The organism is Bradyrhizobium sp. S3.3.6 (genome assembly GCF_040546905.1).
Lineage (GTDB): Bacteria > Pseudomonadota > Alphaproteobacteria > Rhizobiales > Xanthobacteraceae > Bradyrhizobium > Bradyrhizobium cytisi.
In genome coordinates this window covers 438090-454446 of record NZ_JBEPOT010000002.1, presented here as the reverse complement: position 1 = coordinate 454446, position 16357 = coordinate 438090, and the positions used below count along the sequence as shown (strand labels likewise).

The window sequence follows — 16357 nt, the reverse complement described above, 5'->3', positions numbered from 1 at the left end:
TCTTGGTCAATGGCCCCAGCAGGCAGGACCAGACGGCGGAGATGCCAATACGCAGCCGGTCGTGGCGCTCCTGGTCAGATCCGGCGGAACATTTCAGCCCGATGATGCGGACAGGCTCAGCTCACCTTTGGCAGGGGGAGCTGAGCCGCCGTTCCGAAATTAGCCCCCGCTCCGATACACCTGGATATCGAGATCCCGGATCTTCTTCCGCAGCGTGTTGCGGTTGAGGCCGAGCAGATCGGCGGCGCGGATCTGGTTGCCGCGGGTGGCGGCCAGCGCGGCAGTGAGCAGCGGCACCTCGATCTCCTTGAGGATGCGGTGATAGAGGCCCGGCGGCGGCACGCCGTTCGGGAAGCCCTGGAAGTGCGACGAGAGATAGGCCTCCACCGCACCGCCAAGATTGTCGACGCCCTGCTGGACCGCAGCACCTGGGCTGACCGAGGGCGGCGCGAGCTCGCCGTCGATGACGGAGGCCGTGATCACGTCCTGCGGATAGAGGGCAGCGAGGCGCCGGGCGAGGTTTTCGAGCTCGCGCACGTTGCCGGGCCAGCGATGCTGCTTCAGCCGCTCCAGCGCCAGCGAATCGAGCTTCTTCGGCGGCAGGCCGTCCTTCTCGGCCAGCGCGAAGAAGTGACGGATCAGATCGGGCAGGTCCTCGATACGTTCGCGCAAGGGCGGCAGCCGCAGCGGCACGACGTTGAGGCGGAAGAAAAGATCCTCGCGGAACAGACCCTGCTGGATCAGGACGCGCAGATCCTTATTGGAGGCAGCGACGATGCGCACGTCCGTCTTGATCGGCGTACGGCCGCCGACCGTGGTGTATTCGCCCTGCTGCAGCACGCGCAGCAGGCGGGTCTGCGCCTCCATCGGCATGTCGCCGATTTCGTCGAGGAACAGCGTGCCGCCCTCGGCCTGCTCGAAGCGGCCCGACGCTCTGGTGTTGGCGCCGGTGAAGGCGCCGCGCTCATGGCCGAATAATTCGGACTCGATGAGGTCGCGCGGGATAGCCGCCATGTTGACCGCAACGAACGGGCCGTTGCGGCGCTTGCCGTAATCGTGCAGCGCGCGCGCCACCAGCTCCTTGCCGGTGCCGGACTCGCCCGTGATCATCACGGTGAGGTCGGTCTGCATGAGCCGCGCGAGAACGCGGTAGATTTCCTGCATCGCCGGCGAGCGGCCGACCAGCGGGATCGCCTCCATCTCGGCGTCGTCGTCAGGCGTCGCGACCCGCTCCTTCGGCTCGGCGAGTGCACGGCCGACGATGGCGATCAGCTCCTTCAGGTCGAAGGGCTTTGGCAGATATTCATAGGCGCCGCGCTCGGAGGCGCGAATCGCCGTCATGAAGGTGTTTTGCGCGCTCATGACGATGACCGGCAAATTTGGCCGCATCTTCTTGATCCGTGGCAGCAGGTCGAAGGCGTTTTCGTCCGGCATCACCACGTCGGTGATGACGAGATCGCCCTCCCCCTGGCTGACCCAGCGCCACAGCGTCGCGGCATTGCCGGTCAGCCTGACTTCATACCCGGCCCGGGAAAGCGCCTGGTTGAGAACCGTGCGGATGGCGGTGTCGTCATCAGCTACGAGAATGCTACCTGCGGGCATCGTTAATCCTCATTTTGCCCCCTGTGATGCAGACGACGACTTCCCGGCAGAGCCGTCGCGACTGCTGTGATCGGGATGTTTCACCGATGTGGAATACATCGGCATCAGCACGCGAAAGGTGGTCTTGCGCGGCTGAGACTCGCATTCGATGATGCCCCCGTGATCGCCAATGATCTTGGCGACCAGCGCGAGACCGAGGCCAGAGCCGGTCTGCTTGGTGGTCACGAAGGGATCGAACAGATTGGGCAGAAGATCGTCCGGCACGCCTGGTCCATTATCCCTCACGCAGAATTCAAGCGGCAGGGATACCCGGGATTTTTGACCGGGGACCGACAGGCGCACGCCGGGCCGGAACGCGGTGGTGAGCTGGATCTCGGCGTCGGGGACGTCGATCAGCGCTTCGGCGGCATTTTTCACCAGATTGAGGAACACCTGGATCAGCTGGTCCTGGTTGGCCAGCACCGGCGGTAGCGACGGATCGTAATCCTCGATGAAGCGGATGTTGCGGGCAAAGCCCGACTGCGCCAGCCGCTTCACGTGGTCGAGCACCGAATGGATGTTGACGGGGCCGCGCACCACGGGCCGCTCGTCGCCGAATACCTCCATGCGGTCGACCAGCGTCACGATGCGGTCGGCTTCGTCGCAAATCAGGCGGGTCAGCATGCGGTCTTCGGACGAGGCCTGCTGCTCCAGCAGCTGTGCCGCGCCGCGGATGCCGGAGAGCGGGTTCTTGATCTCGTGTGCCAGCATGGCGGCCAGCGCAATCACCGAACGGGCGGCGCTGCGATGGGTGAGCTGCCGGTCCATCTTGTCGGCGATGGAGCGCTCCTGAAGCATCACCACGATGTGGCCGGGCCGTTCGGTGAGCGGCGCGACATGCAGATCGACCTGGCGGTCGCCGCCCATGCGCGGTGTGCCAAGATCGACCTTGTATTCATTGACCGGCGAGTTCGACGAGCGCACCTGGTCGATCAGCGCCAGCAAGGGACTGCCGAACGGCACCAGCTCTTTCAGCGACTGCCGCTTCAAGAACTGCGTCGAGATATCGAAGAACGCTTCGGTCGCAATATTGGCTGCGACGATCTTGCCGTCCGGTCCGATCATCAGCACGGGATTGGGCAAGGCATCCAGGATCGCGTCGCTCTCGGACAGAAGCGGCCGGCGATGGTCAGCAGCTGAGCTCATGCAGCGGCGCTCCATGCGAAATCGTCGAAGGCATCCTGAAGTGAGCGGTGGACGAGGCCCGGATCCTCAGATGTGAGGATGTTCCGGCGCCAGGCCTTCAGCGTCTCGACCGGCGCGCCGCTCGCACCGGCCGCGACATCAAGCGCCCAGCCGAGATGTTTTCGCGCGTGCTTCAGGCCCACGCGCAGGCCATAGAGCGCGCAGACGCCCTCATAGAGCGTGCGGACATAATGCAGCTGCGTTGCGAGCGACGGCGTGGCTTCCGCCGCCCCGCCGTTCAGGCGCCGGCCGATCTCGCCAGGCAGCCAGGGCTGGCCCTGTGCGCCGCGGCCGATCATCACGGCATCGGCGCCGGAAGCTTCGAGCGCCGCGAGCGCCTTCTCGAACGTGGTGATGTCGCCGTTGACGACGAGCGGAATGGAAATGGCCTCTCGCACCGCGCGGATCGCATCCCAATCGGCCTCGCCCTTGTAGAACTGGCAGCGGGTGCGGCCATGCACGGTGACGAGCTTGATGCCGGCGGCCTCCGCGCGACGCGCGAGCTCCGGCGCGTTGCGGGTGCGGTCGTCCCAGCCGAGCCGCATCTTCAGTGTCACCGGAACCTTCACAGCGGCAATCGTGGCCTCGATCAGGCTGACGGCATGATCGAGGTCGCGCATCAGGGCCGAGCCTGACTGGCCGCCGGTGACGTGGCGGGCGGGACAGCCCATGTTGATGTCGATGATGTCGGCGCCCTCGGCCTCGGCGATCCGGGCGCCTTCCGCCATCCAATGCGCCTCGCAGCCGGCGAGCTGGACCACATGCGGCCCGATCCCGGCCGCTTCGCAGCGCAACCGCGACATGCGGTGACCGTTAGCGAGCTCATCGCTGGCCGTCATTTCGGAGATGACCAGACCCGCCCCAAGTTCGGCGGCCAGCCGGCGGACGGGTGAATCCGTCACTCCCGACATCGGTGCCAGGAAGACCGGGGTAGCGATTTCAATATCGCCTATTTTCAACGGCTTAGAGCCTGATCTTGCCGGGCCGGTCACAGCGGTCTCATTGAGTGGACAGGGGCCTCATCGCGCCTGCCATGGCCTATCTTGCGCACAATTCTTGTGCAGTCAAGCGCCATGCCTACAGTTTAGACAGTTCTGCAAATCTTTCAAGTGCAGTGCAGCAAAATGCTGAATCCCACAATCCGGGGAAACCCCTTTTTTTGCGGGCCTGCCGTGCTAGAGGCATGCCGGCAATCACCCCATGCCCGGCGCCTCTCCTTAAACAGTCGAATATTTGAGTCCTATGGCGAAATCACAGCGCACCGCAGTCGTTCTTGTCGCGGCCGGTCGTGGCCTGCGCGCAGGCGCGGGCAGCCCGAAGCAATATCGTGAGATCGGCGGCGTGCCCGTGATCTACCGCGCCATGGAAGCCTTCAGCACCCACGCCGACGTGTTCGCCGTGCAACCGGTGGTGAACCCCGACGACAGCGCCATGTTCACGGCAACGGTCGCAGGGCTGCAGCACGAGGCGCCGACCAATGGTGGCGCGACGCGTCAGGCCTCGGTGCTCGCCGGTCTCGAAGCGCTCGCCAGGCACAAGCCCGACATCGTCCTGATCCACGACGCCGCGCGTCCCTTCGTCTCGGCCGGCGTGATCTCGCGGGCGATCGAAGCGGCAAGCCGGACGGGCGCGGCGATCCCCGTCGTTCCCGTCACCGACACCATCAAGGTCACCAGCGCGGACGGCAATGTCGAGGACACGCCCGATCGGGCAAGTCTACGAATCGCGCAGACGCCGCAATCCTTTCGTTTCGACGTCATCCTCGAGGCGCATCGTCGCGCGGCAAAGGACGGACGAGGCGATTTCACCGATGATGCCGCGATCGCCGAATGGGCGGGATTGACGGTTGCGACCTTTGAAGGCGATGTTGCCAACATGAAGCTCACCACTCCCGAGGATTTCGTGCGCGAGGAAGCGCGCCTGGCCAGCCTGCTCGGCGACATCAGGACCGGCACGGGCTATGACGTGCACGCCTTCGGCGACGGCGACCATCTCATGCTCTGCGGCGTGCGCGTGCCGCACACCAAGGGTTTCCTCGCCCATTCCGACGGCGATGTCGGCCTGCATGCGCTGGTCGATGCGATCCTCGGTGCATTGGCCGACGGCGACATCGGCTCGCACTTCCCGCCGAGCGATGCCAAGTGGAAGGGCGCCTCCTCCGACCGGTTTCTGAAATACGCCATCGAGCGCGTCACGGCGCGCGGCGGCCGCGTCGCCAATCTCGAAGTCACCATGATCTGCGAGCGGCCGAAGATCGGTCCCTTACGCGACACCATGCGCGCGCGCATCGCCGAGATCTCCGGCGTCGACATCTCCCGCGTCGCGGTGAAGGCGACGACCAGCGAGCGGCTCGGCTTCACCGGCCGCGAGGAAGGCATCGCGGCCACCGCGAGCGCCACCATTCGCCTGCCGTTTAACGAGAAGATTTGGAGCGTCTAGGCCATGGGCGGCAGCGACGCACGCGCCCTCTCCCGCTCGCTGCTCGATTTGTGCCGGATGCGCAAGCTGACGATCGCGACCGCCGAGTCCTGCACCGGCGGTCTTGTTGCCGGCGCCCTGACCGACATCCCCGGCTCGTCTGACGTCATCGATCGCGGCTTCGTCACCTATTCCAACGACGCCAAGCGCGCGATGCTAGGGGTCGAGGCCAGCACGCTCGCCAATTTCGGTGCCGTCAGCAAGGAGACCGCGACCGCGATGGCGGTCGGCGCGCTGGAGCGTGCTGGCGTCGATCTTGCGGTGGCCATCACCGGCATTGCCGGCCCCGGGGGGGCCACGCCCGGCAAGCCGGTCGGCCTCGTCCATTTTGCCGCTGCTGCGCGCGACGGCCGCATCATCCATCGCGAGCAGCGTTTTGGCGCGATCGGCCGCACGGCGGTCCGCCAGCGCTCGGTGGTCGAGGCGCTGCGCATGCTGATGGAGCTCGCCCGCGGCCCGCAGGCCGCGGCCAAGCCGCGCCGCACCGCCGCCGCAACGAGACTGCGTCCCCGCGTCACCCGCTCGCCACGCCGGCATGTGGTGAAGCGCCGGCCACCGCGGTCGCCGCGGGGCTGATGCACGCTACGCCGCCGCCAGCAGCGCGCTGGCGTGGTCCAGCACACGCTGCTTGACCGCATCGGTATCCGACGGCTTCACCTTCGCGCTCACCGTCAATTCCACGACAGGCGCGGCCGGATCGGCGGCGATCACCTTGGACACGTTGACGGACGGCTCGGTCCGCGCGTCGACGCGGGGATCGTCGCGCAACTCCTTCAAGATCTGGTCGGCGAGCGTATTGGCTGAACCTGCCCGGACCGGAAACGTCACCTTGACCTCGCCCGTGCCGGGATAGGCGCTGTGATTGATGATCGCCGCGCCCCACACCTGCCCGTTCGGCAACAGAATCTGCGTGTTGTCGGCCGCGACCAGCTCGGTCATGAACAGCGACAGCGATCTCACCTTGCCGGCCTTGCCGCCGACCTCGACGTCATCGCCGATGTGGAAGGGCCGGAACAGCAGCAGCATCACGCCGGCCGCGAGATTGGACAGGGTGCCTTGTAGCGCCAGACCGATTGCGAGGGACGTCGCGCCCAACACCGCAACGAGGCTTGCGGTCTGGATGCCAAACAACTGGAGCACGGCGATGCCGACCACCGCCAGCACGCCGTAGCGCGTGACACTGGACACGAACAGAGTGACGAGCGGATCGACGCGATGGCCGACGGCGAGCATGCGCGTGACGACGCGCTGCATGGCGCCGGACAGGTACCAGCCGATTGCAAGCAGCAGGATCGCGTAGATCGCGTTGAACCCATACAGGACAAGCGAGGCTTTCAGCGTGTCGAAATTGATGGTCATGATATCTCCAACCGGAACATTCGGTTGAGAACTCGCAGTTGCGTAGAACGATCCCTTTCGAGCCCGACCGACCGTCAGACGCCCGTTGCTGGATCGCATAGGTGAGGTCGACCTGAATTCCCCGGTATCTATCGGCGGGAATTCGACATTCAAGGCAGGTCCGATCCTTGCGAGGTTCGCTCGATCCGATGGATGACGGGAAGGTTTTGCTCGATCGCCTTCGCGAGCACAGTTCCCGTGGTCCGACCGAGCTCCTTCGCGATCAACGTGATTGGCTTGGTCCCTGCAAGTTTCCTGAGCCGATTGAGGTCGTCGTCGCTCCACGATTGTTTCCAGCGCGCCATGTCTCCTGGGTCCCGCTACACAAGCCCTGCGCCCGACTCGGACTGTAATTGTCCTCCTCACGAAAAGCAGCCGGTCCAGATGTGCCGTCCACGGCAAGGGGTGTTCCGTCACTCCCCAGCGTTTTGGCACAAACTGCACTTGTCACCGTCGCTCATCGAGGCATGAGTGGCCTATTACGCCTCGCAGCCGCCGGATGTGGTGAAGGCGGTGGATTGATCAGGACGACGCCAGCTTCGGCCGGCCGTAGATCGCATCGGCCCGCTTCTCGAACGCGGCCGAGAAGAGCGCAAACGCAGCGTCGAACATCGAGCCCATCAGCATGGCCAGCATGCGGCTCTTGAATTCATAGGCGAGGAAGAAGCCTACATCGCAAACGTCATGGCCCTCCTGCTGGCTTTTGGGCTCGAACGTCCAGCGGTTCTCGAGATTGCTGAACGGACCTTGCAGATATTCGACCAGGATTTTCAGATTGGCGCGATCGAGCGTCACGCGGCTGGTGAAGGATTCCTTGACCAGCTTGAACGACACCGTCATGTCGGCGACGAGCACCTCGGTGCCGTCGGGTTTCGCCATGCGCTGACGGATCTTCAGCGCGCTGCACAGCGGCACGAATTCCGGGTAGCGCTCGACGTCGGCGACCAGATCAAACATCTTGGATGCGCTGTGATTGACACGGCGCTTGCTCGAAAATTTGGGCATAGCGGTTCAGCGGGCCGTTGCGGCCCGCGCAGCCTTCAGTCTCGCAAAGTCCTCGCCGGCATGATGCGACGAACGGGTGAGCGGGCTCGCCGACACCATAAGGAAGCCCTTGGTGTAGGCGACCTTTTCGTAAGAACTGAACTCGTCCGGCGGCACGTAGCGCATCACGGCGTGATGCTTGCGCGTCGGCTGGAGGTACTGCCCGATGGTGAGGAAGTCGACGTCGGCGGAGCGCAGGTCGTCCATCACCTGCTGCACCTCGTGGCGCTCCTCGCCGAGGCCCACCATGATGCCGGACTTGGTGAAGATCGCGGGATCGAGCTCCTTGACCCGCTGCAACAACCGGATCGAATGGAAATAGCGCGCACCGGGCCGCACGCTGAGATAGCGCGACGGCACGGTCTCGAGATTGTGGTTGAAGACGTCGGGCTTGGCCGCGACGACGATGTCAAGCGCGCCTTCCTTGCGAAGAAAATCGGGCGTCAGGATCTCGATCGTGGTCGAGGGGCACGCGGTCCGGATCGCACGGATGGTCTGTGCAAAATGCTCGGCGCCGCCATCGGCGAGATCGTCGCGGTCGACCGAGGTGATGACGACGTGGGCGAGTCCCAGCTTGGCGACGGCCTCGGCGACGTTCTGCGGCTCGGCCGCATCCAGCGCATTTGGCATGCCGGTCTTGACGTTGCAGAAGGCGCAGGCACGGGTGCAGGTGTCACCCATGATCATGAAGGTCGCGTGCTTCTTGTCCCAGCACTCGCCGATATTCGGGCAGCCCGCCTCCTCGCACACCGTGTGCAGGCCATTGGCGCGCACGATGTTGCGCGTGTCGGCATAGCCGCGGGTATTAGGGGCGCGCACGCGGATCCAGTCCGGCTTCGGCGGCGAAGCGGAATCGGGGCGGTTCACCTTTTCGGGGTGGCGCGGGCGCAACGGGTTCGTGATGGTATCGACAATAACGACCATGGGGTGTCCGGTCTGTTCAGGTCCTACCTAGTCGGTCTGGTTGTCTGCTGCAACCCGGCTCGCCCTGCTTCAGGGAACATGGCAGATATGGGCAATATCCTGCTCTGTTCTCTGGCGATTCTCACGTCGAATGGCTCCAACCTCGAAGACTTCCACACCGCGGCTCGGCAAAGCCCTGAAGCGCGGCTTTTTCGACCGCAATGTCCGCGAGGTCGCGCCCGATTTGATCGGCGCGACCATGCTGGTCGATGGCGTCGGCGGGATCATCGTCGAGGTCGAGGCCTATCATCATACCGAGCCGGCGGCGCACTCCTACAACGGCCCGACGCCGCGGAACCGGATCATGTTCGGCCCGCCCGGCTTTGCCTATATCTACCGTTCCTACGGCATCCACTGGTGCGTCAACTTCGTCTGCGAGGCGGAAGGCTCGGCCGCCGCCGTGCTGATCCGCGCGCTGGAGCCGACGCATGGCCTCGCCGCGATGCGCCGCCGCCGCCACCTCCAGGATCTGCACGCGCTCTGCTCGGGCCCGGGCAAGCTCACCGAAGCGCTTGGGATCACCATCGCGCACAACACACTGCCGCTGGACCGGCCGCCGATCGCGCTGCATGCGCGGACAGAGGATGTCGAGGTCGCGACCGGGATCCGCATCGGCATCACCAAGGCCGTCGAGCTGCCCTGGCGCTATGGCGTCAGGGGTTCGAAATTCCTCAGCAAGCCGTTTCCGAAATAAGCTTACGACGCCTGCTTCAGCCGCTCGAGCGCTTCGAGCAGCTTGGCTTTGCGGGCCAGCGCCGCCTCGCGCTTTTCGCGCTCCTCCTCGACGACCTCTTCGGCAGCGTTGGCGACGAATTTCTCGTTCGCGAGCTTCGACTCGGCGCGCTTGATGTCGGCGTCGGCCTTGCCGATCTCCTTGTCGAGACGCGTGCTCTCGGCGGCGACGTCGATCACGCCCTTCAGCGGCAACGCGGCCACCTCGCCCCGGACGAGGAGCTGAACTGCACCATCGGGCGCGCGGTCGGCAAAGGAGATGTCGGAGAGCCGCGCCATGCGCTTGATGACGTCGATCCAGCGCGGTGCACGTTCCCTGGTCTCGGCTGAGGCACCCACGAGCACGAGCGCCGTCAGCGTCGCCGGCGGGATGTTCATCTCGGCGCGCACCGAGCGGATCTGCGTGACGAGGTCGATCACCCAACCGATTTCGGCTTCAGCCTTCGGATCGGCGAAGTCGGCATGGTCGAAGATCGGCATCACCAATGCCGGCGAGATCAGCGGATCGGTCGGACCGGCCGCAGCCGCAAGCATCGCAAGCTGCTCCGGCGTCGGACCGGACGGCTTCAGCGGCCACGGCGCCAGCGCGAGCAGGCCGTCGCGCTTGGCCGTCACCTCCCAAAGCTCTTCGGTGATGAAGGGCATGAAGGGATGCAGCAGCTTCAAGATCTCGTCGCGCGCCCAGGCAACCATGGCGCGGGTCTCGACCCTCAGCGGGCCGTCGGCGCCGAGCAGCGCAGGCTTTGCGAGCTCGACATACCAGTCGCAATAGACATTCAAGACGAACCGGTACATTGCACTCGCAGCTTCGTTGAAGCTATGAGCTTCAAGCGCCTCTGTAACCTCGCGAGTGGCCTGTGCTGTCTCGTGTGCGATCCAGCGATTCAGCGGTTCATTCGCCTTCGCCGGCTCAAAGCCTTCCGGCAAGACGCAATCGTTCATCTCCGCGAAGCGACATGCGTTCCAGAGCTTGGTCGCAAAATTGCGATTGATTTCGACAAGCTGCGACGAAAGCTTGATGTCATGCGTGTGGGCCGCCTCTCGCGCCAACGCAAAGCGGAGAGCATCGGCGCCGTACTCGTCGATGAGGTTGAGCGGGTCGATGACGTTGCCTTTCGACTTCGACATCTTCGCGCCCTTCTCGTCGCGAACGAGGCGATGAATATAGACGGTCGAGAACGGCGCCTCCTTCATGAAGTGAAGGCCCATCATCATCATGCGCGCGACCCAGAAGAAGATGATGTCCCAGCCCGTGACCAGCACGTTGGTCGGGTAGTAGCGCTTCACCTCGGGCGCGTCTTCGGGCCAGCCGAGCGTCGAGAACGGCCACAGCGCCGAGGAGAACCAGGTGTCGAGCACGTCCTCGTCGCGGGTGATGAAGCCTTCGCGCTTGTTGCGGTCGAGCGCCATCTCGCGGCCCTGCTCGGCCGTGATGACTTCCTGCTCGACGTAATAGCCGAGCGCGTGGCTGACGGCCTCCTCCTCGGTCTGGGCGACGAAGACCCTGCCGTCCGGCCCGTACCAGGCCGGGATCTGATGGCCCCACCAAAGCTGGCGCGAGATGCACCAGGGCTGGATGTTCTCCATCCACTCGAAATAGGTCTTTTCCCAGTTCTTCGGCACGAACGACGTCTCGCCCGAACGCACCGCCGCGATCGCGGGTTTTGCGAGTGTCTTGGCGTCGACATACCACTGATCGGTGAGATACGGCTCGATCACGCTGTTAGAGCGGTCGCCATGCGGCACCATGTGGGTGTGCGGCTCGATCCGTTCGACGAAGCCGAACGATTCCAGCCGCTCGACGATGCGCTTGCGCGCAGCGAAGCGGTCGACCTTGTTGAACTCCTCGGCGAATTGCGAGGCGCCTTCAGGCAGGCCCTTCAGATAATCCTCGTTGTCGAGGAGATCGAGGCAGCCTTCCTTGTCGAGCACGCTGATGCGGCGCAGGCCGTGGCGATTGCCGACCTCGAAATCGTTGAAGTCGTGCGCCGGCGTCACCTTGACCGCGCCCGAGCCCTTTTCCGGATCGGAATATTCGTCGGCGACGATCTTAATCTTGCGGCCGACCAGCGGCAGGATGACGTTCTTGCCAACCAGCTTCTGGTAGCGCTCATCCTCCGGATGCACAGCCACGCCGGTATCGCCGAGCATGGTCTCCGGGCGCGTCGTGGCGACCACGATAAAGGTCGTGGGATCCTCGGGATTGAAGGTTTTGCCTTCGATCGGATAGCGCAGATACCAGAGGTTGCCCCTGACCTCGGTCTGTTGCACTTCGAGGTCGGAGATCGCGGTCAAGAGCTTGGTGTCCCAGTTCACCAGCCGCTTGTCCTTGTAGATCAGGCCGTCGCGGTGCAGCTCGACGAACACCTTGACGACCGCCTTCGACAGGCCCTCGTCCATGGTGAAGCGCTCGCGCGACCAGTCGCAGGAGGCGCCGAGGCGCTTGAGCTGGTTGATGATGGTGTCGCCGCTCTCGGCTTTCCATTGCCAGACCCGCTCCAGAAACTTCTCACGGCCCATCTCGCGACGGCCGGGCTGCTGGCGCTCCATCAGCTGGCGCTCCACCACCATCTGGGTGGCGATACCGGCATGGTCGGTACCGGGCTGCCACAGCACGTCGCGGCCCCGCATCCGCTCGAACCGGCACAGGATGTCCTGCAGCGTGTTGTTGAGGGCGTGGCCCATGTGCAGCGAGCCCGTCACGTTCGGCGGCGGGATCACGATGGTAAAGGGCACGGCGTCGCGGCGGTCGGGGCGACCGGCCTTGAACGCAAGGCTGTCCTCCCACACGACGGACATGCGGGCTTCAATATCGGCGGGCTGGTAGTTTTTCTCGATCATGGGGCGCTAGAAAGCCGCGCGCGGGGTTCAAGTCAACGGAAAGCTCAGCGGCAAAAGGGCTTTCCGGCCCGACCGGCAGGTCGATTATGACACAGGAGCAGGGTTTTATCGGGGTCGAGCGGCCTACTTCAGCGGCCGCCGCGAGAGACCCGCTCGATTTCGGCCTTCACGATGCGTTCGACGAGGCCCGGCAGATTGTCGTCGAGCCAGGATTTCAGCATCGGACGCAGCATCTCCTTGACCAGATCCTCCAGCGTCCGCGCATTGCTGCTGAGCACCGTGTGGGCCAGGGAATTGAAGGCGGATTCGACCGCCGAGACGGTCGACTGGGCCAGGATCGGCTGCTGCGGCGGCAGTGGCGGCGCATCGAAGTCGACCGATGCATAGGATGGCGGCGGCGATGTCGAACGGGGCGGCGGCGCTTCGGCGAATTCGAGATCGTCGCGCGGCTCGACCCTGTGGAAGCTCGGCGGCGGTGGCGCGGGCGTCGGCTCCGGGTCCATCGCCATCTCGTCGGTCAGCTCGAGCACGTCGGGTTCGGGCTCAGGCTCGGGTTCGGGGACCCGCACTTCTGGCGCAGGCGTAGCTTCGTCGAGGCCCGCCAGCAGCGCGTCGATGTCGTCCTGGTTGTTGGGGCCGACATCCGCTGCTGGCGCAGGGGGCGGCGCCGGCGCGGGCTTCGCGGCCGGCGGTGGCGCGGGCTTTTCAGCGGCAGGTTTTGCAGGCGCGACCTTGGATGGTGGAATGTCGGCCATCGCCTGGGGCTTTGGTGCGGGCGTGGCGGGTGCCGGCGCGGGCGTTGCAGCCTCTGCGGGCGGCGGCTTGGCCTCATCATCGGCAATGATGCGCCGGATCGAGGCCAGAATCTCCTCCATGGAGGGTTCTGTGACCTTTGCAGGCTGCGTCATCTCCGACTCCACATCATCAACGCCCTCGCATGCGTTGTTTTACACCAAGCACGACAGGATTGGCCGGTTCCGGATGTGCGCCCCGACATTTTCGTCGCGACAGCCAGACTTGTCCCCAGATCACGGCTCAACGTGAGGCGGCGCGCCCCAGCCCCGTCACTCAAGCATTACGCATGCAACATTGGATGCGGGGCGAATCGACCCGCAGCTTCTTGGCAAGGCTATGTCAGGGATTTTGGTGATTGCAAGCAAAGCACCGGTCGGCCATGGCAGTTTGCGAGGCCGACCGGAGGACTACGGGTCTTAGCGTCCGTCGGGCGTACGCACGCCGACCCAGCTATCGCGGACCTGCTGGTAGTGCACGCTCGGATCGTAGACCGTGGTGTTGAGTCCGAGCACCTGCGGTGCAAGGCGGCCAACCGCGTTGAGCACCGAATAGGACGCCACCACGCGGTCATGCTGGGCCGTGACGAGTGCAACGCGTGCGTTCACCAGGGCCTGCTGTGCGTTGAGCACGTCGAGCGTGGTGCGCTGGCCGGCCTTGGCCTCTTCGCGGACGCCGTTCAGCGCGATCTCGGAAGCCGTGACCTGCGCCTGCGCGGACTGCACTTGCGCCTTGCCGGCTTCCAACTGGCCCCAGGCCTGCACGACGTTCGCGCGGGTCTGGTCGCGGGTGGTTTCAAGATTCAGGCGCTGCTGCGCCAAGTTCTCTTTCGATTGGCGGATCAGCGCATATTCAGCGCCGCCTTGAAAGATCGGCACCGAAGCAGTCGCGATGGCGGATGCGGTATTCGTACGGAAAACCTGGAGGGTCTGCTGGTAGGCCGTACTCACGCCAGCTTGAACCGTGACCGTCGGCAGCAGCGCGCCTTCGTTGATCTTGACCTGGAGATAGTTGACGTCGATGCCGTACATCGACGCCGTGACGTTGGGGTTCTCCACCAGGCTGAGACTGACCGCGGAGGCGATCGTCCCGGGCAGGAAGCGATCGACCGGCGAGCCGGGGGCAAGGTTGGTCGGCTCGTTTCCGATGATCCGGCGGAAAGTCGCGCGCGTCGTCGTGAGATTCGATTCGGCGGTCAGCGCTTGAGTCTTGCCGGCAGCCAGCTGCGCTTCGGATTGCGCCACGTCTGTGCGCGTGACCTCGCCGACGTTGAAGCGATCTCGCGTTTGCTTGAGCGTCTGCTCGAGCACGCGCACGTTGCTGCGCTGAACTTCGAGAGTTGCCGCGTCACGCAGGTAGTCCATGTAGCTCGTGGCAGCCTGCAGCAGGACCGTCTGCTCGAGCACACGCAACGCCTCGCGGGACCCCGAGACCTGGCTCTCCGCCGCGCGCGTCCTGTTGGCAGTCTGATTGCCGTTGTAGAGCGTCTGATTAACGGTCAGGCTCGCACTGTTGGACTGGAGGACGCCATTGAATGTCGCTCCCTTCTGCGCTTGCTGGGTATCCTGATATTGATACCCGGTGCCGAGGGTCACATTGACCTTGGGGCGATAGCCCGACAAGGCCTGCGGCACACCTTCGTCGGTCGAGCGCACCTGAGCGCGCTGTGCGTTGAGCTGCGGATTGTTCTGATAGGCGCGCACCAGCGCGGCCTCGATCGTATCCGCCAATGCAGGCGTCGGCCCGGCGAGCGCCGTCAGGAGGACCGAAACCGCTGCTCCGGTGAAGAACTTCACCCCATGCATCCTTGAAAATCCGTTCATTCTCACGTCAGGCTCGTGCCCGCGAGCCTGGTTACCGTATCCAAGTGGAGTCGTTGCCCCGGTGCAACATAGGACGCGACCGAGCGCAACGGAACTACCTCCGGGTAGTTCTCGGTGGAAACTCTTCACGTGCAGCATCCCGGCCACACTTCTGATTCAGAACGGGATTTTAACGGGGTTTCGGCCGTCAGAAGACGAAGGCGGCGGCCCGTTCCAGCCCCGGAAGCACCGGGGCGGCGGCGTCGAACAGCGACCGATGGCCGAATTCGCCGTGGGTACGGGTCACGATCATGGCCCGTGATGGCCGGGATTCGGCCGTGACCCCCACCAGGCGTCCCCCTTCCCTGAGCTGGCCGAACAGCCCGTCCGGCGTCACTTCGGTCGCGCCGTTGAGGATGATCACGTCATAGGGCGCGGCAGCCGGATCGCCCTCGGCACAGGCGGCGACCTTGCAGGTCACGTTGGTGAGCCCGAGCCCGGCGAAGGCGTCCTTGGCTTTCGCAGCCAGAGCCGAATCGCTCTCCGTTGCCGTGACCTGGCGCGCAAGCTTGGCGGCCAGCGCGGCGAGGTAGCCGGTGGCGCAGCCGACGACCAGCACGTTGTCGCTTTCGCCGATCTCGGCGGCCTGGAGCAGCTTGCCGATCAGCTGCGGCTTGATCAGGAAGCGCTTGGCGCCGCCCTCGCTCACATCGAGATCGAGGTCGAGATAGGCCAGCGCCTGCCGGTTCGCTGGCACAAAGGCCTCGCGGGGAACCGTGAGCATGGCATCGAGAATGCCGCGATCGGTGACGTCATTGGTGCGCACCTGGCCATCGACCATTTTTAGGCGCGCGGTCGAGAAACCGGACATTTGCGGACCCTGCAAGGCGGACAATAGCCGCGGACGAAACTTGGCGGCATATTTGGAGCAGGCTCCGCGAAAACGCAACACGTCCGTTGGCCGGTGAACCAACGGCGACGCCACGCAGGCATCGGAGGCGAGATGGCCTATTCGATCGCGACGGCAAGGCGGCCGATCAGGGCCGCCACTTCGTCCAGCCGCGCCGAATCGGGGGTCTCGACCGCGCGGGCCAGACAAGCCAGGCATTCATCGTCGCTCAGCTCGGGAATATCGGCCGGCAGAATCGAGGGGGCCAGGTGGGCGCGGTCGATCTGGATGTCGGGCATGGGAATCAGCTCCGTAAGAGTCCGGCCCCACCAAGCTCGATTCGAATTAAGTCGATTTGGTGCCGTCTGCGTAGTGGGGATGCCGCCGTCCCACACATCCGCTTGAGCGCGATTCTGCTGGACGCAAGCGTAACGACGCGGAGAAACTGATCGTGCGACATCGCGCGCCGCATCAGCGAACGCCAACAAATAATTGAAAACGAAGCGGAATTTGGCTCCCCGGGCTGGATTCGAACCAGCGACCATCCGATTAACAGTCGGATGCTCTACCGCTGAGCTACCGAGGAAAAGGC

At 64.6% G+C, this 16357-nt stretch carries 14 protein-coding genes and 1 tRNA gene; 3 read left to right on the top strand and 12 right to left on the bottom strand.

What is annotated here, in order from left to right; genetic code table 11:
- Positions 1-159: 159 nt before the first annotated feature.
- Genes ntrC through dusB form a run of 3 tightly spaced genes read right to left on the bottom strand, consistent with a single transcriptional unit; the run spans position 160 to position 3785 of the window.
- Positions 160-1602 (bottom strand): nitrogen regulation protein NR(I), encoded by a 1443-nt coding sequence (gene ntrC, locus ABID59_RS06775; RefSeq protein ID WP_148752259.1) that lies wholly within the window; start codon positions 1600-1602, stop codon positions 160-162.
- Positions 1603-1611: 9 nt separating this feature from the next.
- Positions 1612-2787: a two-component system sensor histidine kinase NtrB gene (locus tag ABID59_RS06770; protein ID WP_148752261.1), complete on the bottom strand. Its 1176-nt coding sequence runs from the start codon at positions 2785-2787 to the stop codon at positions 1612-1614.
- Positions 2784-3785, bottom strand: a complete 1002-nt coding sequence (gene dusB, locus ABID59_RS06765) for a tRNA dihydrouridine synthase DusB (protein WP_354036822.1) — start codon at positions 3783-3785, stop codon at positions 2784-2786. The genes ABID59_RS06770 and dusB overlap by 4 nt, the downstream gene beginning before the upstream one ends.
- Positions 3786-4068: 283 nt before the next feature.
- Between dusB and ABID59_RS06760 the strand changes: the two genes are divergently transcribed.
- Together ABID59_RS06760 and ABID59_RS06755 are read left to right on the top strand one after the other, a co-directional pair.
- Positions 4069-5265: a bifunctional 2-C-methyl-D-erythritol 4-phosphate cytidylyltransferase/2-C-methyl-D-erythritol 2,4-cyclodiphosphate synthase gene (locus ABID59_RS06760; RefSeq protein WP_354082848.1), complete on the top strand. Its 1197-nt coding sequence runs from the start codon at positions 4069-4071 to the stop codon at positions 5263-5265.
- 3 nt (positions 5266-5268) lie between these two features.
- Complete coding sequence (locus ABID59_RS06755) at positions 5269-5880, top strand: CinA family protein (protein WP_354036824.1); 612 nt, start codon at positions 5269-5271, stop codon at positions 5878-5880.
- 6 nt (positions 5881-5886) lie between these two features.
- On the opposite strand, the gene ABID59_RS06750 is transcribed toward ABID59_RS06755, so the two are convergent.
- From ABID59_RS06750 to lipA, 3 genes are all read right to left on the bottom strand, one after another.
- Complete coding sequence (locus ABID59_RS06750; protein ID WP_354082847.1) at positions 5887-6663, bottom strand: mechanosensitive ion channel family protein; 777 nt, start codon at positions 6661-6663, stop codon at positions 5887-5889.
- Between the two features lie 561 nt (positions 6664-7224).
- Complete coding sequence (locus ABID59_RS06745) at positions 7225-7707, bottom strand: type II toxin-antitoxin system RatA family toxin (RefSeq protein ID WP_354082846.1); 483 nt, start codon at positions 7705-7707, stop codon at positions 7225-7227.
- 6 nt (positions 7708-7713) lie between these two features.
- Positions 7714-8670 (bottom strand): lipoyl synthase, encoded by a 957-nt coding sequence (gene lipA / locus ABID59_RS06740; RefSeq protein ID WP_354082845.1) that lies wholly within the window; start codon positions 8668-8670, stop codon positions 7714-7716.
- Between the two features lie 130 nt (positions 8671-8800).
- Between lipA and ABID59_RS06735 the strand changes: the two genes are divergently transcribed.
- The gene (locus ABID59_RS06735; protein ID WP_148752276.1) at positions 8801-9403 is read left to right on the top strand and encodes a DNA-3-methyladenine glycosylase; all 603 of its coding nucleotides are present in this window, start codon (positions 8801-8803) and stop codon (positions 9401-9403) included.
- Positions 9404-9405: 2 nt separating this feature from the next.
- On the opposite strand, the gene ABID59_RS06730 is transcribed toward ABID59_RS06735, so the two are convergent.
- The 6 genes from ABID59_RS06730 to ABID59_RS06705 all read right to left on the bottom strand — a co-directional run bounded on the left by ABID59_RS06730 (position 9406) and on the right by ABID59_RS06705 (position 16351).
- Positions 9406-12282 carry a valine--tRNA ligase gene (locus ABID59_RS06730; protein WP_354082844.1) on the bottom strand — a complete coding sequence of 959 codons (2877 nt, stop codon included), beginning with the start codon at positions 12280-12282 and terminating at the stop codon, positions 9406-9408.
- A gap of 128 nt (positions 12283-12410) precedes the next feature.
- Positions 12411-13190, bottom strand: a complete 780-nt coding sequence (locus ABID59_RS06725) for a PopZ family protein (protein WP_354082843.1) — start codon at positions 13188-13190, stop codon at positions 12411-12413.
- 303 nt (positions 13191-13493) lie between these two features.
- Entirely contained in the window at positions 13494-14879 is a 1386-nt protein-coding gene (locus tag ABID59_RS06720) for a TolC family outer membrane protein (protein ID WP_148752347.1), read from the bottom strand.
- A 205-nt stretch (positions 14880-15084) separates the two neighbouring features.
- Positions 15085-15747 carry a protein-L-isoaspartate O-methyltransferase family protein gene (locus ABID59_RS06715; RefSeq protein ID WP_354036828.1) on the bottom strand — a complete coding sequence of 221 codons (663 nt, stop codon included), beginning with the start codon at positions 15745-15747 and terminating at the stop codon, positions 15085-15087.
- 137 nt (positions 15748-15884) lie between these two features.
- Complete coding sequence (locus ABID59_RS06710) at positions 15885-16064, bottom strand: hypothetical protein (RefSeq protein WP_148752283.1); 180 nt, start codon at positions 16062-16064, stop codon at positions 15885-15887.
- 212 nt (positions 16065-16276) lie between these two features.
- Positions 16277-16351: transfer RNA gene (locus tag ABID59_RS06705), tRNA-Asn, on the bottom strand.
- Between the last annotated feature and the right edge of the window lie 6 nt (positions 16352-16357).